The organism is Natronorubrum halobium, assembly GCF_051351675.1.
Taxonomy (GTDB): Archaea; Halobacteriota; Halobacteria; order Halobacteriales; family Natrialbaceae; genus Natronorubrum.
On sequence record NZ_CP195596.1, the window covers coordinates 491,197 to 512,899 of the forward strand.

The 21,703-nt window shown below is 61.9% G+C and carries 22 protein-coding genes; 16 read left to right on the forward strand and 6 right to left on the reverse strand.

Annotated elements, in window-relative coordinates:
- The first annotated feature begins 94 nt into the window (after positions 1 to 94).
- The 8 genes from ACSFC7_RS26180 (at position 95) to ACSFC7_RS26215 (ending at position 7,468) form a co-directional block, all read left to right on the forward strand.
- The gene (locus tag ACSFC7_RS26180) at positions 95 to 1,195 is read left to right on the forward strand and encodes a mandelate racemase/muconate lactonizing enzyme family protein (RefSeq protein ID WP_436348227.1); all 1,101 of its coding nucleotides are present in this window, start codon (positions 95 to 97) and stop codon (positions 1,193 to 1,195) included.
- A 548-nt stretch (positions 1,196 to 1,743) separates the two neighbouring features.
- Entirely contained in the window at positions 1,744 to 2,757 is a 1,014-nt protein-coding gene (locus tag ACSFC7_RS26185; protein ID WP_436348229.1) for an ABC transporter substrate-binding protein, read from the forward strand.
- Positions 2,758 to 2,821: 64 nt separating this feature from the next.
- Complete coding sequence (locus tag ACSFC7_RS26190) at positions 2,822 to 3,607, forward strand: ABC transporter ATP-binding protein (RefSeq protein ID WP_436348230.1); 786 nt, start codon at positions 2,822 to 2,824, stop codon at positions 3,605 to 3,607.
- 34 nt (positions 3,608 to 3,641) lie between these two features.
- Positions 3,642 to 4,412, forward strand: a complete 771-nt coding sequence (locus ACSFC7_RS26195) for an ABC transporter permease (RefSeq protein ID WP_436348232.1) — start codon at positions 3,642 to 3,644, stop codon at positions 4,410 to 4,412.
- Positions 4,403 to 5,191, forward strand: a complete 789-nt coding sequence (locus ACSFC7_RS26200) for an ABC transporter permease (protein WP_436348234.1) — start codon at positions 4,403 to 4,405, stop codon at positions 5,189 to 5,191. The genes ACSFC7_RS26195 and ACSFC7_RS26200 overlap by 10 nt, the downstream gene beginning before the upstream one ends.
- 110 nt (positions 5,192 to 5,301) lie before the next feature.
- The gene (locus ACSFC7_RS26205) at positions 5,302 to 6,285 is read left to right on the forward strand and encodes a malate dehydrogenase (protein ID WP_436348236.1); all 984 of its coding nucleotides are present in this window, start codon (positions 5,302 to 5,304) and stop codon (positions 6,283 to 6,285) included.
- A gap of 107 nt (positions 6,286 to 6,392) precedes the next feature.
- Positions 6,393 to 6,659: a hypothetical protein gene (locus tag ACSFC7_RS26210; protein WP_436348237.1), complete on the forward strand. Its 267-nt coding sequence runs from the start codon at positions 6,393 to 6,395 to the stop codon at positions 6,657 to 6,659.
- A 155-nt stretch (positions 6,660 to 6,814) separates the two neighbouring features.
- Entirely contained in the window at positions 6,815 to 7,468 is a 654-nt protein-coding gene (locus tag ACSFC7_RS26215) for an amidohydrolase family protein (protein WP_436348729.1), read from the forward strand.
- 121 nt (positions 7,469 to 7,589) lie between these two features.
- Here the strand turns inward: ACSFC7_RS26215 and ACSFC7_RS26220 are convergent, their stop codons facing one another.
- On the reverse strand, positions 7,590 to 8,078 hold the full coding sequence (locus ACSFC7_RS26220) for a DUF3237 domain-containing protein (RefSeq protein ID WP_436348238.1): 489 nt from the start codon (positions 8,076 to 8,078) through the stop codon (positions 7,590 to 7,592).
- A 114-nt stretch (positions 8,079 to 8,192) separates the two neighbouring features.
- Here ACSFC7_RS26220 and ACSFC7_RS26225 point away from each other — a divergent pair, with 114 nt between their 5' ends.
- Positions 8,193 to 8,615 carry a universal stress protein gene (locus tag ACSFC7_RS26225; protein WP_436348240.1) on the forward strand — a complete coding sequence of 141 codons (423 nt, stop codon included), beginning with the start codon at positions 8,193 to 8,195 and terminating at the stop codon, positions 8,613 to 8,615.
- A 732-nt stretch (positions 8,616 to 9,347) separates the two neighbouring features.
- Here ACSFC7_RS26225 and ACSFC7_RS26230 read toward each other — a convergent pair.
- From ACSFC7_RS26230 to ACSFC7_RS26250, 5 genes are all read right to left on the reverse strand, one after another.
- Positions 9,348 to 11,078, reverse strand: a complete 1,731-nt coding sequence (locus ACSFC7_RS26230; RefSeq protein WP_436348242.1) for a thiamine pyrophosphate-requiring protein — start codon at positions 11,076 to 11,078, stop codon at positions 9,348 to 9,350.
- Positions 11,079 to 11,274: 196 nt separating this feature from the next.
- Positions 11,275 to 12,285 carry an ABC transporter substrate-binding protein gene (locus ACSFC7_RS26235; protein ID WP_436348244.1) on the reverse strand — a complete coding sequence of 337 codons (1,011 nt, stop codon included), beginning with the start codon at positions 12,283 to 12,285 and terminating at the stop codon, positions 11,275 to 11,277.
- Between the two features lie 1,275 nt (positions 12,286 to 13,560).
- Positions 13,561 to 14,277 carry an ABC transporter substrate-binding protein gene (locus ACSFC7_RS26240; protein ID WP_436348246.1) on the reverse strand — a complete coding sequence of 239 codons (717 nt, stop codon included), beginning with the start codon at positions 14,275 to 14,277 and terminating at the stop codon, positions 13,561 to 13,563.
- Complete coding sequence (locus ACSFC7_RS26245) at positions 14,208 to 14,435, reverse strand: twin-arginine translocation signal domain-containing protein (protein WP_436348248.1); 228 nt, start codon at positions 14,433 to 14,435, stop codon at positions 14,208 to 14,210. Before ACSFC7_RS26245 ends, ACSFC7_RS26240 begins: the two co-directional genes overlap by 70 nt.
- Positions 14,436 to 14,647: 212 nt before the next feature.
- Positions 14,648 to 14,974, reverse strand: a complete 327-nt coding sequence (locus ACSFC7_RS26250) for a Rieske (2Fe-2S) protein (RefSeq protein ID WP_436348250.1) — start codon at positions 14,972 to 14,974, stop codon at positions 14,648 to 14,650.
- A gap of 208 nt (positions 14,975 to 15,182) precedes the next feature.
- On the opposite strand from ACSFC7_RS26250, the gene ACSFC7_RS26255 reads away from it, so the two are divergent.
- From ACSFC7_RS26255 to ACSFC7_RS26285, 7 genes are all read left to right on the forward strand, one after another.
- Positions 15,183 to 15,809 (forward strand): cysteine hydrolase family protein, encoded by a 627-nt coding sequence (locus tag ACSFC7_RS26255; protein ID WP_436348252.1) that lies wholly within the window; start codon positions 15,183 to 15,185, stop codon positions 15,807 to 15,809.
- 279 nt (positions 15,810 to 16,088) lie between these two features.
- Complete coding sequence (locus ACSFC7_RS26260) at positions 16,089 to 16,988, forward strand: EamA family transporter (protein ID WP_436348253.1); 900 nt, start codon at positions 16,089 to 16,091, stop codon at positions 16,986 to 16,988.
- Between the two features lie 121 nt (positions 16,989 to 17,109).
- Entirely contained in the window at positions 17,110 to 17,946 is an 837-nt protein-coding gene (locus ACSFC7_RS26265; RefSeq protein WP_436348254.1) for an ABC transporter ATP-binding protein, read from the forward strand.
- A gap of 2 nt (positions 17,947 to 17,948) precedes the next feature.
- Positions 17,949 to 18,764, forward strand: a complete 816-nt coding sequence (locus ACSFC7_RS26270) for an ABC transporter permease (protein WP_436348256.1) — start codon at positions 17,949 to 17,951, stop codon at positions 18,762 to 18,764.
- Entirely contained in the window at positions 18,764 to 19,537 is a 774-nt protein-coding gene (locus ACSFC7_RS26275) for an ABC transporter permease (RefSeq protein ID WP_436348257.1), read from the forward strand. The genes ACSFC7_RS26270 and ACSFC7_RS26275 overlap by 1 nt, the downstream gene beginning before the upstream one ends.
- A gap of 190 nt (positions 19,538 to 19,727) precedes the next feature.
- Positions 19,728 to 20,495: an IclR family transcriptional regulator gene (locus tag ACSFC7_RS26280; protein ID WP_436348258.1), complete on the forward strand. Its 768-nt coding sequence runs from the start codon at positions 19,728 to 19,730 to the stop codon at positions 20,493 to 20,495.
- Positions 20,496 to 20,583: 88 nt separating this feature from the next.
- Complete coding sequence (locus ACSFC7_RS26285; protein ID WP_436348260.1) at positions 20,584 to 21,573, forward strand: amidohydrolase family protein; 990 nt, start codon at positions 20,584 to 20,586, stop codon at positions 21,571 to 21,573.
- The last annotated feature ends 130 nt before the right edge of the window (positions 21,574 to 21,703 follow it).

Consider the following 21,703-nt stretch of genomic DNA (forward strand, 5'->3'; position numbering starts at 1 on the left):
GACACCCAGGCGCTCAAGGCTGACACCGTCCCCGCACGCTCGAGATGAGTAGCTATTTGGCCCTCGGTCGGGTTGCTATCGATGGGATTCCTGCATGGAAATCACAAGCGTACGAGCGTCGACGTACACAGTTCCCGCGGACGTACCCGGCGAGGACGACCTCGATGACACGATCGTGTTCGTTACCGTTGAAACGGACGAGGGGATCACCGGATACGGCGAGACCGGGTACCTCTATCCGGAGGCCACGGCGTCATTCGTCAACGAGCAGATCGCACCGCTGGTAACCGGGCAGAACCCGCTCGAAACGGAACGCGTCTGGGACCTGCTCTACCGCGAACTCAATCCGCGAGCGCAGACGGGAACCTGGAGCACGGCTGTGAGCGCCGTCGATATCGCGCTCTGGGACATCAAGGGAAAGAAGTACGACGAGCCGGTCTGGCGCCTCTTGGGCGGCGCGTCCGAGACGGTCCCGGTGTACTATACGATCGGACAGGCGATCCGGGATGAGGCGCGACTCGCCGAGATCGTGACCGACCTCGTCTCGGACGGGGCGGAGCGAATCAAAATCGTCGTCGGAAAGGGCGAGTGGGCGACGCCGAGAATCGACGCGAGGCGAGTGACCGCGGTACGCGACGCTATCGGCGATGACGTCGAGTTAGCGATCGACGCGAATTACCTGTACTCGGTCGACGAAGCGCTCGAACTGTGTAATCGACTCGAGTCGGTCTCACTGAGCTGGTTTGAGGAGCCGGTATACGGAAACGACGCGTCGCTGTTATCGGACCTGCGTACTCGAACGCGCGTTCCGATCGCGGCGGGACAGAACGAGGGCCACCGCTTTCGCCATCGGGAGCTGATCGAAAACGGGGCGGTCGACATTAGTTTACCGAACGTCTGTTTCGTTGGCGGCTACACCGAAGCGAGCAAGGTAGCCGGAATGGCGGACGCGTTCAACCTCCGGGTCGCACACGGCGGGGGCTGGCCGTTCCAGAACATGCACCTCCAGGCGGGCGTGGCCAGCGGGTCGATCGTCGAGTTCCACGACATCGTCTGGGAGGTAGGCAAGAAAATCTACGAATCACCGCCGGAACCGTCTGGTGAGTCGATCTCGCTCCCGGAAAGACCAGGACTCGGGATAACGCCGGACTGGGACGTGCTCGACGAGTACGAGAACGGGAGCGATCGCTTGTAACCGCGGCTCCGGATCGGCCGACCGCTACAGATACGAGCAGGTGACGGGATCGACCGACAGTCGGTGATTCCCGGAAAACAAGTAGATCGCGCGCGAACGAATCACCGGACGGCAACTCTGCGTGCAGTCGACGATCGGTCGAATACGAGCGCGGAGATCGATACTCCTGTCCCGCGAGGACAGGTCGGATCGCCTGCCGAGGAGATTATCGACGCGATCGAGCGCGCCCATCGTACGGTTCCCCGTGCTCAAACTCTGACCAATTAGCGACGATTTGTCAACCATTCCTGCCGCTATCTGCGCCGGTGATCACGCCGGAAGACTCACCGCGCCAGAATCGCGGCGCACACGCCCCTGACTTCCGTTGGTTGATAACTTCCCGGGCGTTCGGATGGCCGACAGATGTACCGTCGCGTCACGTCTTACCGACGGGTTTCGGCGATCCAGTTAAGAGATGCACAGATCTCCGCCACTAATATAACTGTCGTAAGAAGTGATATATTATACTATCCGCAATCCTTTTACTAATATAGACAAATTGAGCGCATATGCTATACAGTAACAGGAGGTCGTTCCTCAAAACTGGTGCAGCAGTAACTACTGCCGGGATTGCGGGACTGGCGGGGTGCACGGGTGGCGTCGACGAGGACACCCTTCGGTTCAACTTCGTCGTTCCGATCGAGAACCTCGGATCGCTGTTGGACATCCCCGAGATTCAAGACCAACTCGACAACCTCGGCGACGAGTACGATCTCGAGGTCTCGCAGGACGCGAGCACGCCCGACTCGATCAACTCGCTGGCGGCCGGGGAGGCCGACATGGCGCTGGTCACGACCCAGAGCTTCGGCGGCGCGGTCGTGGGGGACGCCGTTCCCGACGGGCTGACGGCGATCGCAACCGACTTTTGGGACGCGCATCCGGATCACTTCGGGTTCGAGATCTACTCGCTGCCGGACTCGGACATCACCGAACCGGAGGACCTCGAGGGGCAGACGCTCGGGGTCAACGCGACCGGGACCGGCATCCACGCGGTCTACCTGAAGATGCTGCAAGAGGTCGGACTCAGCGAGGACGACGTCGACTTTCAGGAACAGGGGTTCCCGACATTTATGGAGGGACTGCAAGACGGCATCTTCGACGCGGCCATCTTCCCCGCGCTCTTCGCCGTGGGGCCGCGCAACGAGGACTTCACCGAGGTCTTTACGAGCCACGATGCGTACGACGGCACCTACCCGTTCGCGTTCACCGTCGCGACGAACAACGCGCTCGACGAGAAGTCCGATGCCGTCGAGGCCTGGGGCGAAGACTACGTGAACGTCGTCAACTACATGTTTGAGAACCGCGACGAGGTCGTCTCGCTGGCCGCGGAGCACTTCGAACTCCCCGAGGAACAGGTCGACGAGTTCTTCCTGACCGAGCATGACTACTACCGGGACCAGATCGAGATCGACCACGACGCCCTGCAGGCGACCATGGACGAACTCAACGACCTCGGCCTCCTCGACGGTGAGTTCGACGCCGAGGAGAACGCGACCAATGAGTACATCGAGGATCACCTCTGAGACATGTCCAATGATATCCATTCGCACAAGCTTCAAATACCCACTCGTCTAACCGACAGCCACAATGGTCCAAGGACACGTCACGATATCGAACCTCGAGAAAGTGTACGAATCGGGCGGCGAACGAACGAAGGCGATCGAAGACCTCTCGCTGGAGGTCCCGAGCGGCGAGTTCCTCAGCGTCGTCGGCCCAAGCGGGTGTGGAAAGAGCACGCTGCTATACCTGATCGCCGGCTTTCTCGAGGAGACCACGGGCACGATCGCCGTCGACGACGAGCCGATCGACGGTCCGGGAACCGATCGGGGCGTCGTCTTTCAGGACTACGCGCTGTTCCCATGGCGGACGGTGATGGGAAACGTCACCTACGGATTAGAGCAGAAGGGCGTCGATAAGTCCGAGCGAAAGGACACCGCCCAGAAGTTCATCGACATGATGGACTTAGACGGCTTCGAAGACAAGTATCCCAAGGAACTCTCCGGGGGGATGAAACAGCGGGTCGCGCTCGCGCGGACGCTGGCCTACGACCCGAAGATCCTCCTGATGGACGAGCCCTTCGGCGCGCTCGACCAGCCGCTTCGGGAGGCGCTGCAGGATCACCTCCTCGAGATCTGGAGCGACTTAGAGAAGACGGTGATCTTCATCACCCACGACGTCGAGGAAGCGGTCTACCTCTCGGAACGGGTGATGATTATGACGCGACATCCGGGAACGAAGAAGACGGCCGTCGAGATCGACATCGATCGGACCCAGCCGCGAGAGGACATCATCCTCTCCGACGAGTACACCGAGACGAAAAACGCCGTCTGGCAGTCGCTCCGGGAGGAGACGAAACCCCAGGCACAGCTCTAACACGATGTCATACGCCGATTTCAGACTAGACCGGTTGGAAGAATCGGTCCCCGAACCGCTATGGCGGATCGGGAGATTCATTTTCGAGTGGGTCCCGCTACTGATCTTCGCGGGGCTCTGGAAGTTCGCCAGCGGTACTATCGTCAACGAGAACATTCTTCCGTCCCCCACGGAGGTCGCGCTCGCGACGTGGGAACTAATGATCGCCGGCGACGTGATCCCCCACCTTCAGATCTCGCTCTATCGGGTGGGCGTCGGGCTCGCGTTGAGTATCTCCGTCGGGGTCCTCCTCGGCGTCGGCATGGCGCGGTCGAAGCCGGTAGAGAACGTCTTCGAGGTGTTCCTGGCGCTGGTCTACCCCATCCCGAAGGCCGCGCTGGTGCCGCTGGCGATCCTCTGGCTCGGTGTGGGTACGGAGACGGCGATTCTGATCGTCTTCCTGGCCTGCCTGCTGCCGATCGTGTTGAACAGCTACAACGCGGCCCAGAACATCGACCGGAACCTGATCTGGTCGGCCCAGATGATGGGCATGCCGTCGTGGAAGATCCCGCTGAAGGTCGTCATCCCGGCGACGTTCCCGAGCATCCTCACCGGGATTAGACAGGCGATTCCGATCGCCTTCATCGCGCTGGTGAGCGCCGAACTCATCGCGTCGAACGAGGGTGTCGGATTCGAGATTCTGCGCTACAGTCAAGTCGGCGCCTACACAAAGATGTTCGCCGTTCTCGTGGTCATTTCGGCGGCGGCGTTCTTCGCCGTTCGCGGCTACGAGTGGACCGAACGGAGGTTGATTCGATGGACGTAGGCAGCGCGACCCTCGACCGGTCCAGCCTCGTGGACTTCGCCAAGGCGACGGCCTCACTGGTCGTCGTCTTGCTCCTCTGGGAGCTGGTCACTCAGCTCGAACTCATCCACTACTACTTCCTGCCGCCGCTGTCAGATATTCTGGTACGCGCGGACAGCTCGTTCGCGTCACTGACGGCCGACGGGACGATGTTCCGTCACGGCTATCTGACCGTCCGGCGGGCCCTGATCGGGCTCGTCATCGCGTGCGTACTCGGGATCGTCGTCGGCGTCCTGAGCGCCCGGAGCCGGATCGTGGGCTGGTTCTGGGACCCGATCATCGAGGTCGGCTACCCGGTGCCGGTGATCGCGCTCATCCCCGTGTTCCTGTTCTGGTTCGGCAGCGGAGACACGCCCATCATCGCGCTGGTCGTCGTCGGCTGCTTCTGGCCCGTCGCGCTCAACACGCGCAACGCGACCCGCGAGGTCGACGAGAACCTCATCTGGTCGGCGCGGATGATGGGCACTTCCGACCGCGAACTGGTCCGGAAGGTCGTCATCCCGGCCGCCTCGCCCGGGATCATTTCGGGGATTCAGATCGCACTACCGATCTCGCTGATCATCACGTTCGTTTACGAAATGGTTGCCGGGACCGCCGGACTCGGCTACCTCGAGATCCAGGGCGTCCGGTCGTTCGACTCCGTGCAGGTGTACGCGACCCTGATCGCGATCATGATTCTCGGATTTGTCCTCGACCGCGCCCTGCGGGTCCTGCGTCACAGGTTCCTCGCCTGGACCTGAACCGACCCGTACCGCTCCCGGATCGGCATCCGTCCGCGCTCGAGCCCGGTCGAACCGATGCAACCGTATAAGTGAGTCGCTGTCCCATCCTCGAGCGAGGACTACACACAATGCACGTTGCGATTATCGGCGGTGCGAGTACGATCGGGTCGACGGTCGCGTACACGTTAGCGTCGGCGGACCCGACGCTTACTATCACGCTCGTCGACAAGGCAGAACGACCCGCATGGGCCCACGCCCTCGACGTCACCCACTCCGTCTTTCACTCCGCACGGGCGCCCGTAGACGCCGAGACGGCCGGCGTCTTCGGCACCGTTCGAGCGGTCGGCGCTGACGAACTGGCTGCCCTCGAGCCCGACCCCGATCTCGCGGTGTTCACCGCCGCAGCGCCCCGGCCCGACGACGCGACGGACACCGACGCTCGCGAGGCCGAACTCGAGGCGAACCTCTCGATCGTCGACGACGTCGTGGCCCAGTTGCGATCGGTCGATCCTGTCCCCGTCCTCGTTCTGACGAACCCGATCGATCGGATCACGTATCGCCTCTGGCAGCGACTCGGGTGGCCGCGAGAACATTTCCTCGGCTACTCGCTGTCCGAGACGGCGCGGACGGCGTACAAGATCGGTGAGATACGGGACGCACGTCCGGCTACCGTCTACTGTCCGGTGATGGGCGAACACGGCAGTGGAATCGTCCCCGTTTTTTCGAAACTCCGCGTCGACGGCGACCCCGCGACCCTGTCCGATGCGGAGCGAGCGAACGTCCTCGAATACGTTCGTGAGATTCCCTTCGAGATCGCGAAGGGGCGAGGCGCGTCCGAGACGTCGCGGTGGGTGACGAGCGCCGGCGTAACGCGGCTGATTCGAACGATGTTCGCCGACGGGTCGGACGAGACGGAGATTTCCGTCTGCCTCTCGACGCCGGTCGATGGCGAGTACGGGCTGGCCAACGGCTGTCTGAGCGTCCCCGTGACGCTGACCCCCGACGGCGTCGGCGAGATTCTCGAGTGGGAGCTGGCTCCCGACGAGGAACAGCGCCTGCGAGACGCCCACGACGCGATTCGGGCCGATTTATCCGACCTGCCCGATCCGTAGTCGGTTCCGTGGTACGGTCTCACACAACAGTTATGAGCTAACACGAAGACACGTATGGTGTGGTAACAGTACACAACGAGTCACCCAGATACCGGGTGTGATACAGCATGATCGACGCCGCAGAACACCGCGTCATCGACTGCGACTGGCACTATCAGGGCTCGTTCGAGGAGGTCGCGGAGTATATGGACGAGCCGTGGCGAACTAAATACAAGAGGAGTAACTGGGGGGACAGTGGGGTCAAACAGAACCTGAGTTCGTTCTTCCCGATGTCGACCGGCGACCGGCAGGCCTACGAGAAGGTCGTCCGCGAACACTCGAACTATCCGGACAAAACCGAAATCCCGGATCAGGGAGGCCATGGAGTTCCTTGACATCGACCAGTCCCTCCAGATTTCGCTTCTCGCACTCGCGATGGGTGGCGTCTAGACGGCCGACGAACGCACCCAGGCGTTCGCGAAGGGACACATTCGATTCATGCTCGAAGTAAGTCCTCGATCCCGACGACGGCGTCTACGGACTCGTCCCGCTGCCTTACAGCGACGTCGACGCCTCCCTCGAGATGGTCGAAGACGAGGAAGCGATTCGGGGCGGCTGTTTCGTCACTGCGGGCGCGAACCCGCCGCTGGGCAACCGCAAGTACGACCCGATCTACGAGCGCTTAGAGGACGCGGGACTCCCGATCGTCTTCCACACCGGCGGCTCGGGACTGGACGACTACGTCCGCGCCGGCTACGAGGAGATGATCGAGACGCACACACTCGGCTTCCTCGAGTCAAACATGTCCCAGCTTGTCAGCCTCGTCTGCCAGGGCGTTCCCGAGAAGTTCCCCGACCTCGACATCGTCTCCATGGAGTCGGGCGTCACCTACGTCCCCGGTCTCATCAGTCGTCTCGAAGAGGAGTACCACAAACGCCCCGAAGAGGCCCCGCTGCTCGAGAAACGACCCAGCGAGTACATCACCAGCTACTACTTCGGAACCCAGCCCCTCGAAGTGTCGGCCAGTCGCAGACTGCTCGAACTCTGTTTCGAGATGCTGGGGTCCGACCGGCTGCCGTACGCGTCGGACCACCCCCACTGGGACTTCGACAGCCCGTCGATCATCATGGATCTGCCGTTCCTCTCGGACGAGGATCGGAAGCGAATTCTCGCCGGAAACGCCGCGGAGGTGTTCGACCTGTGAGCGCCGACACCGACGGTCTCGTGCGGGTCAGGCCTACGGGCGCGTTCGACGACGGCGACCACGAGGTCGTCTACGTCGACGACGGGAAGTGACGTCTCGATCGCTCGTTTCTCGACCCGGTTCAGGCGACGCGGTACACCGCCAGTTTCACCCCGTTCGGCTGGCGGATTCCCGACGCGACGAAAATACTCTGAGTGAGCCATTCGAGCTCCGGATCCGCGGTCTCGAACTGCGGAGTCGACTGGAAGTAGACTTCGTCGGGTTCGACCGGTTTCCCGTCCCGGAGTCGCTCTTTTGTCTCCGGCGGTGCGTAGCGAATGCCGCGATTCTCGACGTAGACCCGCGAGCCGTCGTCGGTCTCGAAGGCGTACTTCGCGACCAGTTCCGTCGGTCGGTCGACGCGAAACAGCTGGTAATCCGCCCCGGCCGGAATGACGTGTCCCTCGATACGTCCGGAGACCGTCCCGTCGACGATGGGGATGATCCGGCGCTGCCCGTCGCCGGTCTCGCCGATCTCGATCGGATCCTCGACCTCGATCTCGAGGTCCAGGACGTGTTCCAGCGTCGGTTCGAGTGCGGATCGACTGTGAGTACCGCTATCTTCGTCCATACGAGTGATATGAGTGGCGAGCACAATAGTGCTATTGGGATTGCAGCGCCGACTCCGGGAACCCCGCCGCTCCGGCACCAAGCTATTTAATGGTTGAGAGACAATTGTGAGCATATGACAATCATTTGTGCACTCGACGATGACGAGTTCAGCGACGCGGTTATCACGACGGCAAACGATCTTGCCGAGGCGTACGACGACGAACTCGTCGTGTTACACGTCATGACTCAGGACCAATTTGATACTCGGGTGGAGAGTCGGGACGAGTACTACGTCGACGAAGGAGCGAACGATGCCGCGAATACGGCCAGACGGATCGCCACGGAGACGCTTGCGGACGCCGGTCGCGTGGACGCGACGGGACGAGTCGGCTCTCCCGCTGCAGAGATCATCGAAGCGACCGAACGATACGATCCACGATACCTCGTCCTCGGCGGCCGCAAGCGATCGCCAGTGGGCAAGGCACTGTTCGGGAGCATCACGCAGTCGGTCCTCCTCGAGGTCAGTGCGCCGACCGTGACGATCATGTACGACTGACGCTGGACCCGTCAATCGGTCGCTCGCAGGGGATCGGCGACGAGCTGCGGTGTGTACTCGGTCTCGTGCGTAGTATGATATTACCATAGTAAACGGATCTTACTGTCGGGTCGGTAGCGGAAACTCACTCGTCCGAAGCGACCCAGCGATCCCACCGTTCCGCTCGAGTGATACGTCAGTGCCGATCGGGTCGAGTTCCCATCGATCGTAACCTGTGGTGAAACTGAACAGATATGGAACAGGTGGGCCTGAACAGGTTTGGAACAGTTTGAATGTCCTCATATGATATATTATACTAGATTGCGATTAGTATATCATTGGATGTATATCCCGTTGATCGCCGGTTCCATAGAACGGAGTGATTCTGGACGAAAACCGTGAATACAACCTCTATTGCACGTTTTACTTCGTAGGTCGAACTGATTCGCTGCTTTGCGCCGTCAGCAGCGTGACTCCGAATCAAAATCGGTTCTCTATCGGCCAATCACCCGACTGACTGGCTATCACGTCGGTAGTTCGCTCTCATCGGTCGTTGCCTACGCCTCGACAGATTGAGACAGAATGACAGAATAAGTATATAGATGTGAAACCAATAGCTATCGTGACAATCGATCTGTCGTGGATCGACAGTAGTCCCTCGATCGGTGCTCTGACTGGTTCCGCTCCGGTTCGGGGGACCCGCGCTGTCGTCTCGCCCTCGAGACGCCGCTCGCTCGAGAGTTCCTCTCCTCGTTAGGAGATGGGCTCGAGTCGAACGTCGATCACGGCGTGGGTCCCGTCGTCGACTGCCTCGACGCCAGCCTCGAGCGCCTCGACGAGTCGGTCTGGATCCGTGACCGTATCGGTGTGGGCGTCGACCACGTTCGCGGGTGCAGTGAGATCGGCGGATCGTTCGAACACTGATCCGGGGACGCCGTCGTCCGCGGCAGCGCCGTCGGGGTGTTCGGAGAGCGTCGACGTCTTGACTGCGTTCCAGCCGCTATTGTTGTAGATCACGGTTAGCGACGGCGCGTCGGCAGTCGCGGACAGCCAGTTCCAGGCAGTGGGTATGGAGAAGAAGTACGAGCCATCGCCGACCAGCGAGATGATCCGGTCGTCCGGTCGTCCGAGCGACGTACCGACCGCGGCGCCGCCGGTCCATCCGAGGCCTGCACCGCCCTTCTGGTAGTAGCTCCGCGGCTCAGTGAGCTCGAGGTAGTCCAGTACGGTGCCGCGACTCGTCACCGTGTCCTCGATGACAATAGTCGACTCGTCGACGACGTGATTGAGCGCATCGGAGAGGACGGCTGGGGTGAGCCGGTCGGACGACTTCTGGTCCGCGAGTTTGTCCCGCTGCTCCTCGCGGCGCTCCGCGACGACGCGACGCCACCGGTCGCGGCCGTCGTCGCCGGCGGCTGGATCCAGCCGTTCGGTCACGTCCTCCAGAATCGCCGTCGCGTCGGCGCGGACAGTCCGAGAGATCGGGAAATCCCATTGCGGGTAGAGCCGTTTCGTCGGATCGACGTCAAGCTGGATGACGGGCGCGTCGGGCGTCCCTCGAGCCGGTACCCACGGGATGTCCGTATCGGCGACGACGATCAGATCGGTCTCGTCGAATACCGCCGTGGGTTCGTAGCCGGCGTGGAATTCGTGGTCGCGCGGGAAACAGAGGTGCGTCGGCACGTGCTCGACGACGCCCGCACCCGCAGTCTCCGCGAATTCGACGAGTGTCTCGAGGCCGCGGGCCGACGCCGGCGATCCGATCCGGCTGGTGATAACGAGTGGTGCGGTCGCGTCCTCGATCCGGTCCGTGAGTGTCTCGACGGTCTCCGCGTCTGCGCCTGTCCGCTGTGAGACGGTTTCGAGGTTTGTTCGGCTCGGTGCGGGGTCGATCTCGGTCTCGAGCGCCTCACGGGAAGCGGTCAGATAGACCGGACCCTCCGGGACCGTCTGCGCTCGCTCGAGACCGCGTGCGACCAGTCGGTCGGGATCGGCTGGGGGCTGGTACTCCCCCTCCCAGCGGCAGTACTCCTCGACAATGGCCGGTTGATCGAAGACGTCCTGCACGTAATGAATAGCGTGATCGCGGGAGCCGGGGTGGCCGCTCTCGGTCACGGGGGCTAACCCCGAGATGATGAACACGGGTACGTTCGCTCGATGGGCGTTGTGCATCGCCGCGCCGAGGTTCTGCGTGCCCACGTCGACGTGGACGAGTACCGCCTGCGGTTCGCCCGTCGTCACCGCGTAGCCGTGGGCGACGCTCATCGCGACGAACTCGTGTGGGCAGGTGATCAGTTCCGGTATCTCCTCGCCGTCGCCGTCACGCTCGAGACGGGCCATCGCTTCGAGCAGCGGCGTGTGATCCGTCCCGAGGTTGCCGAAAATGTACGAGACGCCGTGGTCTGCGAGCGAGCGCAGCAGTCGTTCTCCGGCGCTCATCGGATCGTCGTCGGTGGGGTTCTGACTGTCCGTTCGTTCTTCCATGTCTGTTGCTAACTATGTCCACGTTCGGGGATTTATACTTTGGTCTGTCCTCGAGCGACCAGTCGTCGACCGCTGGGCCGTCGATAGCCCCTCGTCGATCGGTCGTACCGCGCCGCGCTACGTCGGTGGATGGTCGATACGATATCCGGTCCCGGCCGTAACGGACCGATTCTAGTGGCGATCGCGGTCGGTCGGATCACAGGAATTCGTCGGTGAAGATGTCGCCGACGTCGTCGACCGCGTTCTCCTCTTCAATCAGACCGGTATCGAGCAGGAGGTCTTGGGCGCGGTCCATTTCCTCCTGTTCGATGTTGCCGTCTTGGGCCCAGAGTTCGTACTCGCGTGCGAGTTCAAGTGACTGCTCCCAGGGTTCGGTCCCGACGTCGAAGGACGGGTAGAAGTCGTACTCTTGCGATCGACTGATGAGATCGTCAGCGTCCTCCTCGTAGACCGCCTGCTGGGCTTCGACGATGAAATCGGCGACCTCCTGGAGGTCCTCCGACTCGTTCTCGATTTTCTCCTCCGTCGTGGCCCACACCAGCGCCGTCTGATCGTTCGTTACCTCGTATTCCCATGGGAACGCAAGGATAGACGCAAATCCCTCCTCCTCCGCCGCGAAGCCGGCGCTCGACGTGACTGCCGCGGCGTCGAGTTCTCCCGATTCGATGGCGGCGAGTCGGTTTTCGGTCCCCGCCATCGTCGAGTACTCGACCGCCTCCGGATCCCCGAGTTCCTCGTTGACCATCGCGACGGTACTGGCGTAGGAGACCGCTGACGTGTCCTGGATGCCGATCGTCTGCCCCTCGAGATCGTCCCAGCTTTCGATCTCGTCGGTGACGGCGAGCGGGAAGACGTACTCGTTCCCGTTGCCGAGGAAGGCCTTGATCGGAATGCCCTCCGCACGGGAGTTGATCAGCGCCTGTAGGCTGATGTAACAGAAATCCGCCTCGTCACTGACCGCGCCGGCCACGACGTCGGAGAAACCCATGAAGGCGGTTCGCTCCGCTTCCATGTCGTGTTCCTCCTGTGCCCGGTCGTCGAACAGCGGAAACGCGGCGTACTCCCAGACCGGTGCGGTCGGTCCGTTGACGCCGATCTGATAGGAGTCGCCCATGCCGCCGTCGCCGCTACTATCACCGATACAGCCACCGAGTGCGATTCCCGCAGTCGTGGCTCCGACACCTGCTATGAACTGTCTCCTGTCCATGGTGTGATGGCTGTTCTCAGGGGACATAAGCAATTTTAAAGTTTGTAAACATAAGAGTGGATGAGGATACGTCTGTCAGCACTGAATCTAGAACTCGAGGGTCGGTAACGCCGGCCGAACCGTTCCGCGATCGTCTCGACGCCCTGAACTACCAGCGGCGGACCAGCCGTACGAGTCCAGACCGAGCGGCGAGTTCGAACGCGGGACGGCACGGTCCTCGAGTACCGATCAGTTCCGGTCATCGGCAGTTCCGTTCGCAGGTTCGCCGTCGTCACTGTACTTCGCCCCGCCCGGTTCGGATTCGGCCCCGTTAGTACGGGTGCTGTAGACCGGACAGGGACGGTTATCGTCGCGGGCGAAGCTGGCAAAGTGATTGATCGAACGCGTGGCCACACGTCCCCTGTTGCTGCTGATAGCGTTGACACCGTCGACAGCAGTCGAGGAACAGCCGGTCCGCTCTCTCGAACTCGTCTGTCATGTGTCGGATGGATGCACCTCCCACGGATATCGCAATAAGCATTCGGTCGGCCGTTACCCGGAATGCGACTCGCATCGTCCTGATACGTCGATCACCGCTAGATGCGAGCGGTGTTCGGGGCTATTACTACCGCATCATATGAGGAATAATCCGAAAATATCGAACGCAGATTGCAGGGAATCACCGCTTCGGTCCGCTCGCTGACGTCGTCCGTGATCCTCATCGGCGCCGCGGTTATTTACAAATGTACTTGTGTAAAGACAGTTCGCGCGTATTTACACCAGCACTTCCGTAAGTCCCAGTGATGGCCGGAGAGATCGGGACCGCGGCCGATTCGTCTCGACCTCGCCACGATCCAGACGCCGTCGAGACGGCCGTGACCGACGCCAATAGCCACCGTCGCGCTTCCGATAGTCGCGATGAGAGATCCGCCGAGAAAACCCAACTTACATTTCTCGTATCGGACGGGTACTCCTCCCGGTGGATATTCTCGCCTATAACAACTCTCTTTGAGTTTCTATGTCCGTTCATAGCCGTTCGGATATACCGAACTAGTAGCCGACTTCCCGATGATAATTCGTTGAATAGATCGCGACGACCGTGTCGGTGATCTCGAGATCGACCACCCTAGACGGACCCTCTCGGCAGATTTCGGGAAAATCTGAACGGAATATTCCGTGGTGGAATCCGCGTACCGTTCGATATATGCTCACGCACAACCTAATACCGGGGCGACAGTTTCGCCAGTTCGTTTCGTGTTCTGGACGATTCGTCGGCGTCGATCGGCTCACTGTCCGTTAAATCTCGCCCACGAACCGATCGTCGAGGATCTCGTTCGGCGGGGTGCGATCGTCCTCGTCGAGCAAGTCGAGTTCGACGCTCAGGTCGATCGAGTTCTCCATGCGCTCTTCGGACATGTTCGTCTCGTAGTCGCGAGGCCACATGTCGTTCTCGACCGCCGTCTCGAACACGTGGACCCAGCCGTTCGCGGGGATATCCGAGAGGTGGTCGTACTCCCACGGGAACGAGAGGATCTCACCGTAGCCGTCCGCTTCGGTCTGGAACGCACCGCTCAGGAAGGCGATGATCGCGTCGACCTCGCCCGCCTCGAGCGAGGCCATCCGTTCGGCCGTCCCGAGGATGTTCTGGTAGTTCACCGCGTCGACGGAACCCAGTTCCTCGGCGACCATCGCCTCGGTGAGGACCGTCGACGACGTCAGGGGTTCGTGGACCGCGACGTCGGCGCCCTCGAGATCGTCCCAGCCGTCGATGGAGGGATCGACCACGAGCGCGTGATAGAACTGGTGGACGACGGTTCCGATCGTGACCACGGGGACGCCCTCGTTCCGCTGACGGGTGATCGCCGCGGGCGTCAGGTAGCCGACGTCGATCTCGCCTTGCATGAAGCCGCCGGTCATCACGGTCGGACCCGCAAACGTCTCGGTCACCAGTTCGACGTCGTGGTTCTCCGCCAACCGTTCCTCGAGGACGGGGAACAGTGGGTAGTAGAACACCGGGTATACCGGCGACGTTGCGCCGACGGTATCGTGTCCGATAGCTCGCCGTCGTCGCTGTCACCACCGACACAGCCGGCGATCGCCGCCGTGGAACCCACGGCGGCCGTTTTCAGAAACGTACGCCGCTCTACCCCAGGTGAGCTATTGTTTGACACACCTACGAACTGGGGTCTATTCCCGATAATTTAAAGCCTCCGGCTGTCTCCGTGGCGACCGAGGTTGGATTAACCAACCGAACGAGAGACCGAATCGATCCGAGAGCGGGACCGCGGGTCGTATCGCGACGATGACTCGCAGTCACTGACTCCGCTCGGACACCGCGTTGATCGAGCGAAGTCGAAGCCGCCGAATTCGCCCGCGGCGAAAACTAGAGTTCGACGCGAACGTCGTCGCCCTCGATCGTCACCGAGTACGTCTCGACGGAGTGATCGCTGTGTTCGTGATCGCCCGATTCGATATCGAACCCCCAGCCGTGCCACGGACAGTAGACGCACTCTTCTTCGACCTTCCCGTTTCCAAGCGGTCCGCCCTGGTGAGGACAGACGTTGTTCACCGCGAAGTACTCCCCGTTTTCGTAGAAGATCGCTATTTCCTCGTCGTCGACGTCGACGACCAGCGGCGCCCCTTCCGAGACCTCGTCCGTAGAACCGACGACGCGGGACGTACTCGCGTCTTGACTAGTCTGATCAGCCATGTACACGCTACCAAATTCCCTTCAACTACGTATATCTGTTCCATTTATTCGGTTACACCCTGAGCGAACGGAGGCCGGTCGACCGGGACCGACTCCCTCGCGACCGTGTCGACGCAGTGTGGGGATTTCCGGACTGCTGCCCTCGTCACCCCTCCGCCGATGGACGTGACCGAAACCAATATGGAATTGGCTACCGTCCACACACCGCATGGATGTCGACCTCGAGTCGATCGATATCACTGACGTCAGCCTGATCGTCGTCGACGCACAGACGGCGTTCGCCTCGGAGACTAGTCCCCTCGCAGACCGCGGCGTCGACATGGCGCCGATGATCGAGACGGTCACGCGGCTTCGCACGCTACTCTCGAGTGTGAGGGACGCGGCCGTTCCGATCGCTTTCACGCGGTTGGTCCGCCGGGCCGACGGGAAGGACGCCCCACGAACGGTCTACGACGTCTGTCCCGGGATCTACCGCGACGGGGAGCCGATCTGCTGCGAGGGATCGCCCGAAACCGCGTTTCTCGAGGGGATCGAACCGCTCGAGGACGAGTACGCCGTCGAGAAGCAGCGCTACGACGCCTTCGTCGGAACCGACCTCGACAGACACCTCCGAACCGAATCCGTCTCGACGGTGCTGATCGCCGGGTTCGCGACCAACGTCTGCGTCGAGTCCACGGTCAGAAGCGCACACGAGCGCGGTTACGACGCTCTGGTCATCGAGAACTGCTGTAGCGCGTTCGACGAGCGTGCGCACCGGTCGGCGATCGATAACGTCGAATCGTACTTCGGCGGGACGCTCTCGCTCGAGGGGGCGATCGGTCTCCTCTCCGCGTGACCGCCGCAACCGGTGAGATCGTCGGTGCGGAGCGCTCTTCAGTGCGTAGCGATGGTCCGTGGATCGGTCGACCGCCCAGTGGCGTCCCGCGACGAGGCGTCGAATCCGTACGTTTATGTGTGATTCACGACCACAGATGAAACGATGTCCGCGTTCGAACGTGAAAGGGGACCGTCTGCTCGGCGGATCGAATCACAGCGCGGTCCGTTCGACGCTCGCGTGATCGAGCATCGATCCGTGATCGCCGGCCCACACGCCGAGCGGCGGAGCCGGTAACCGATGCTGTCGACGCTGCCGATCGGTGCGTTGCTGGCCGCCGTCGGTGCGGCGGGACTGGCCGTCCAGGCGCTGTGTATCCGGTACGGAACGGTCCGCAGTCAGTCGACCCAGGCGCTGCTCGTCGTACTCGCCGTCAACCTGGTGGCACTCACGCCGGTCGCGTTCGCCTTCGCCGATCCGTTCGCCGAGTTCACCCAGCGCTCGCTGCTCGCATTCGTGGGTGCCGGACTCGTCGGGACGATGGCCGGTCGCGCGTTCTACTACGAGGGAATCAAGCGGATCGGCGCGAGTCGGTCCGAGCCGATCAAAGCGTCGCAGCCGTTGCACGCCTCCCTGCTCGCCGTCGTCGTCCTCGGCGAGGTCGTCACGGGGCCGCACTTCGTGTCGATGCTCTGTATCGTCGTCGGCATCGCCCTCATCACGTGGGAGACCGCCCAGAACGGCTTGACGTCCGGCGAGGCGAACACGGCCGCGCTGGTGTTTCCGATCATGGGCGCAGTGCTGTACGGGATCGAACCGGTGATCGCGATGCTCGGTTTCGGCGAGGGTACGTCAGCGCTGTCCGGGCTGTTGGTCAAGACGGTCTCGGCGACGATCGGATTCGTCGCGTATCTCTCCTGGCGACGCGCCGTCCCCGCGCTCTCGGCGTACAACCTCGCCGAACTCCGCTGGCTCGTCGCCGCCGGACTGGCCAACACGACCTTCCTCGTGGCCTACTACTCGGCCCTGGAGGTGTCGACGGTCGCCGTCGTGGTACCGATCGTCCAGTCGAGTCCCCTCTTAGTGATCGTTCTCTCCGCGCTGTTCGTCCGGAACGATCTCGAGCGGATCTCCCTCCGCCTCGGGATCTACACGCTGTTCGTGATCGCCGGTGCGGTCGGCGTGACGGTATACGGCTGAGATCGGCCTGGACTAGCCTATATTGTCCCCTCGAACGACGGTATCCGACAGCAATATTTATGGCCTTGCGTGTTATTGATCGGCATACGCGTTTCGTACCACAACCGTCACGGCCACTACTATGAGTAAACAAATCGACATAGATTCCGCATCCAAGACGTACGGCTCGGGGGAGGGCATGCTTCACGTGATAGACGAGATCGACATCGATGTCGACGCGAACGAACTGGTCGTCATCGTCGGTCCGTCGGGGTGTGGGAAGTCCACCCTGCTGAAGATGGTCGACGGACTCGTCTCGCCGACCAGCGGCGAGGTCCGTATCGGCGGCGAGACCGTCACCGGCTCCCGTTCGGAGGTCGCGATGGTGTTTCAGGACTTCAATCTCCTACCGTGGCGGACCGTCCTCGAGAACGTCAAGTTCGGCCTCGAGGTCCAGGGCGTCGACGGGGAGACGCAGCGAGAACAGTCGCTCGAGTGGATCGAGAAGGTCGGTCTCGACGGGTTCGAGGACAGCTACCCGCACGAACTCTCCGGCGGGATGCAACAGCGCGTCGGGCTGGCGCGAGCGCTGGCGATCGATCCCGAGGTATTGCTGATGGACGAGCCCTTCGGTGCCCTCGACGCCCAGACGAAAGACAAGATGCAGACGGAACTCCTACGCCTGCTCGCCAACGAGAACAAGACCGTCGTCTTCATCACCCACGACATCCGCGAGGCGATTCTCATCGCCGACCGCGTGCTGGTGATGTCGACGAAGCCCGCAACCATCCTGGCCGACCTCGACATCGACTTCGAGCGGCCGCGGTGGAACCGTCGGACGGAGATCGAGACCAGTGACCTGTTCGAAGAGTACGAAACCCGGATCCGGAAGGAACTCGGTCTCATGCCGACCGATACCGTGGCGGGCGGCGCCGATGTCACGCCGGATACCGAGACCACCCAGCAATCCGTGGAATAACAATGGCGACCAAACAATCGAACGCTCCGGGCGTACTCACCAACGTTCGCACCCGTCTCGAGCCGTACCAGGGAATCCTGATCCGACTCGCCGCGGTCGCTCTCGTGTTGCTCGCCTGGGAGAGGTACGCGGGGACGCAGCCGGATTACCTGTTTCCCCAGCTGAGTGCTATCGGCGAGGCGTTCGTCCGACAGATACAGGAGTTCGGCCTCGTCGAGGCCTACGCCAGGACGATGGCGACCGTGTTCATCGGGTACGCGTTGGCCATCGTCGTCGGCGTCGCCGTCGGGTTGAGCATGGGCCTGGACGAGCGGATCGAGGTGACGCTGGATCCGTACGTGAGCGCGATGTACGTCGCACCGGTCTCCGCGCTCATCCCGGTCATCATCATGGTCGGCGGGGCCAGCTTCGAGAGCAAGATCTTCGTAGTCTTCCTCTTCGTCGTCTTCGAGATGATCATCAACACGATGAACGGAACGAAGACGGTTCCGGACGGGCTCGTCAACGCCGGTCGATCGTTCGGCGGCGGTCGCAATACAATCGTCAGACGGATCGTCATCCCGTACACGCTGCCCTACATCTTCGCGGGTATGCGACTGGGAATCGGTCGCGCGATCAAGGGCGTGATCCTCGCGGAACTGCTCATCGAGTTCTCGAATCTCGGTGCGATCATCCGCGAGTGGGAGCAGATGTTCCAGATCGCCGGCGTCCTCTCGGTGACGCTCCTGTTGATGCTGACGGGAATCGTACTCACCCGTGCCGTCAGCGCGATCCGCGACAGGATCATTACGTGGGAAGCCGACGGAGGTGACCACTGATGGTGTTGAATCCGAACCGCCAACGGGACCAGCGGCTCATGCAGGCCGGGTTCGGCCTCCTGCTCATCGGGCTCTGGACGGTCGCCGGCCTGTTCTCGCCGCGGATCTTCCCGTACCCGTGGTTGATCGTCGAGGCGATGATCGAACAGTTCGCCAGCGGAGCGATGACGGCCGCGCTGGCCAGCGCCTTACAGGCGATCATTATCGGCTACCTGATGGCCGTCGTCGTCGGCATCAGCGTCGGGCTGGCGATGGGACTCAACGACTTCGTCGAGACCTTCATGGATCCGTACCTCGACGCACTGTACGCGCTGCCGTTCGCGGCGATCATCCCCGCGATGATCCTCTGGTTCGGGACCGGACTCCAGATCCGGGTAGTCGTCGTCTTCGGCTTCGCGGTGTTCCCGATCATCATCAACACGCTCGAGGGCGCCAGGTCGATCCCACAGAACCTGTCCGATCTCTCGCGGTCGTTCGACGCGGGGCGGTTCTACACGATCAGACACATCATCATCCCGTACGAACTGCCCTACATCCTGGCCGGGTTGCGGCTGGGAAGCGGACTCGCGGTGCGCGGTCTCGTCGTGACCGAACTGCTGGTCGCCGTGACCGGCTTCGGCCAGCTGATCACGCAGTGGAGCGCCGCGTTCCGGATGGAGGGTGTCATCAGCGTCGTCCTCGTCCTGATGGCGCTCGGCGTGATCTTCACTTGGGCGCTGGGACAGGTCGAGGAGCGAGCCATCGGGTGGGACGTCTCTACGATCGACAACTGACCGGACCGAATCGGCCGCCGTGACGGCCGGTACGCTTTTTTGCGGTGTCGGTCCGCGTTTCAGAATCGCCTCGTTACCACTAGCCGACTGCTATCGACCAGTAGCCATTGGACCTTGACCACCTCGCGCTCTCACGACGTTCGATATATCAGAACGTTTTTGTCGCTGCCACCCGTTATTTGTTGGTATCATGCAGGATGGTGCCAAACGACAGGTCAAAACGGCGGTCAGGGTGTTCGATATCGTCGATGAAGTTCAACAGCGAGAAGGGGCACGACTGGTGGATATCGCCGACGCGCTCGACGTCTCGAAGAGTACTGCACACCAGTATCTCTCGACGCTGGTCGATCTCGGCTACGTGCGGAAGGTCGACCAGGAGTACACGCTCGGCCACAAGTTCCTGAACCACGGGATCCACGCCCGCAAACAGTACGAGATCACGAAGGTCTGTCGACCGACGATCGAGAACCTCGTCGAGGAGACCCAGGAGATGGCCTGGGTGACCGTCGAAGAACAGGGCAAGGCGGTCTACCTGGACAAGGTAAAGGGCAATCGCGCTGTCCAGACGCTCGCCCAGGTCGGAACGAGCGCCCACCTCCACTACCTCGCGTCCGGGAGGGCGATGCTCGCGAGCATGTCCGACGAGGACGTCCACGAGATCATCGACCGGCACGGGCTACCGGCCAAGACAGAGCAGAGTATCACCGACGCCGACCAGCTGTTCGAGGAACTCGAGGAGATCCGCGAGCGGGGCTACGCGGTCAACGACAGCGAGGCGACCCCCGGGGTCCGAGCAGTCGGTGCCTCCGTGACGGTCAACAGCGACATCTACGGCGCGATCGCCGTCACGGGCCCGGAACACCGGTTAGATGACGAGACGCTCGAGGACGACATCGTCAAACCCCTGTTGGGCGCGACCAACGAGATCGAACTCAAACTGGGGTACCAGATCGAGTAACGGGAACCCGTCCCGTCTTCCGCCGACTCGGCCGTCCACTCCTTTCGACCGGTAGCTTCATATTCCATGACGCACTGTGTGTGAACGAATGCCAGAGATCATAGATAGCTATTCGCACATCGGTAGCGAAGCCGTCCTCGACGAGTTCGAGACGGTCAATCCGAGCATCGAACTCTCGAGCTTCCGAAACGCCCCGCGGCTGTTCGCCGTCGACGACCGGATCGAGTACCTCGATCACTACGGGATCGACCAGCAGGTGATCAGCCTCGTCGGGCCGAACATGTGGCTGGGAGCGGACCCCGAGGACTCGTTCGAGGCCGCGCGACTGGGCAATGACGAGGTCCGCGACATCGCTGATCAGTACCCCGACCGGTTCCTCCCGATCGGCAACATCCCGTTTCTGACGGGCGAGTACGTCGACGAAGCACGGCGCTGTATCGAAGACCTCGACTTCCACGGGCTACAGATTTTCTCGAACATCAACGGCCGCATGCTCGACGACGAGGAGTTCGAGCCGTTCTGGGAGATGGTCGACGACCTCGACGTTCCGGTCTGGATTCATCCGCAGCTCCACGACTGGCACGACTACGACGAGGGATCGACGTGGATCTACAAGATGATGGGGTGGCCGTTCGACACCAGTATCGCGGTCGCGCGGCTGATCTTCAACGGCGTCATGGACCGCTACGAGAACCTGGAGATCGTCAGTCACCACCTCGGCGGGGCGATTCCGTACTGGATCGGCCGCGTTCGGTCGTGGTACCAGACCCGACAGGAGGAGCCGGAACTCTACACGAACCCGGACCTCGCCGACCTCTCCGAACCGCTCGACGCATACTTCGATCGGGTCTACGGCGACACGGCCGTCAGTTCCCAGGGCGAGACGTATCCGCTGCGATGCGGCTACGAGTTCTTCGGCGAGGACAACGTCCTCTACGGCGCCGACTACCCCTTCGGTCCCGAGAAGGGCGAGTACTGGACGCAGACGATCCCCCAGGCCATCGAGGACCTCGACATCCCAGCGGAACACAAACGAAAGATCTACTCGGAGAACGTCAAATCGCTGCTCGACCTGTAAGACGAACCCGACGCGAGGCGACTCGCCCGACCGAGCGCCCGCTCTCGTCGTACCGACGGGAGCCGAGCCGTCTGCCATCACTCGCCGACACGTGTGCTGTCTGCCCGGTACTCGTCGCCGCCCACCCTCG

Bases quoted from the DNA above. Each gene is read 5' to 3' on its own strand.
- ACSFC7_RS26180 (WP_436348227.1), top strand. From the start codon at position 95: ATGGAAATCACAAGCGTACGAGCGTCGACGTACACAGTTCCCGCGGAC.
- ACSFC7_RS26185 (WP_436348229.1), top strand. From the start codon at position 1,744: ATGCTATACAGTAACAGGAGGTCGTTCCTCAAAACTGGTGCAGCAGTA.
- ACSFC7_RS26190 (WP_436348230.1), top strand. From the start codon at position 2,822: ATGGTCCAAGGACACGTCACGATATCGAACCTCGAGAAAGTGTACGAA.
- ACSFC7_RS26200 (WP_436348234.1), top strand. From the start codon at position 4,403: ATGGACGTAGGCAGCGCGACCCTCGACCGGTCCAGCCTCGTGGACTTC.
- ACSFC7_RS26205 (WP_436348236.1), top strand. From the start codon at position 5,302: ATGCACGTTGCGATTATCGGCGGTGCGAGTACGATCGGGTCGACGGTC.
- ACSFC7_RS26210 (WP_436348237.1), top strand. From the start codon at position 6,393: ATGATCGACGCCGCAGAACACCGCGTCATCGACTGCGACTGGCACTAT.
- ACSFC7_RS26220 (WP_436348238.1), bottom strand. From the start codon at position 8,078: ATGGACGAAGATAGCGGTACTCACAGTCGATCCGCACTCGAACCGACG.
- ACSFC7_RS26225 (WP_436348240.1), top strand. From the start codon at position 8,193: ATGACAATCATTTGTGCACTCGACGATGACGAGTTCAGCGACGCGGTT.
- ACSFC7_RS26230 (WP_436348242.1), bottom strand. From the start codon at position 11,078: ATGGAAGAACGAACGGACAGTCAGAACCCCACCGACGACGATCCGATG.
- ACSFC7_RS26235 (WP_436348244.1), bottom strand. From the start codon at position 12,285: ATGGACAGGAGACAGTTCATAGCAGGTGTCGGAGCCACGACTGCGGGA.
- ACSFC7_RS26250 (WP_436348250.1), bottom strand. From the start codon at position 14,974: ATGGCTGATCAGACTAGTCAAGACGCGAGTACGTCCCGCGTCGTCGGT.
- ACSFC7_RS26255 (WP_436348252.1), top strand. From the start codon at position 15,183: ATGGATGTCGACCTCGAGTCGATCGATATCACTGACGTCAGCCTGATC.
- ACSFC7_RS26260 (WP_436348253.1), top strand. From the start codon at position 16,089: ATGCTGTCGACGCTGCCGATCGGTGCGTTGCTGGCCGCCGTCGGTGCG.
- ACSFC7_RS26265 (WP_436348254.1), top strand. From the start codon at position 17,110: ATGAGTAAACAAATCGACATAGATTCCGCATCCAAGACGTACGGCTCG.
- ACSFC7_RS26270 (WP_436348256.1), top strand. From the start codon at position 17,949: ATGGCGACCAAACAATCGAACGCTCCGGGCGTACTCACCAACGTTCGC.
- ACSFC7_RS26275 (WP_436348257.1), top strand. From the start codon at position 18,764: ATGGTGTTGAATCCGAACCGCCAACGGGACCAGCGGCTCATGCAGGCC.
- ACSFC7_RS26280 (WP_436348258.1), top strand. From the start codon at position 19,728: ATGCAGGATGGTGCCAAACGACAGGTCAAAACGGCGGTCAGGGTGTTC.
- ACSFC7_RS26285 (WP_436348260.1), top strand. From the start codon at position 20,584: ATGCCAGAGATCATAGATAGCTATTCGCACATCGGTAGCGAAGCCGTC.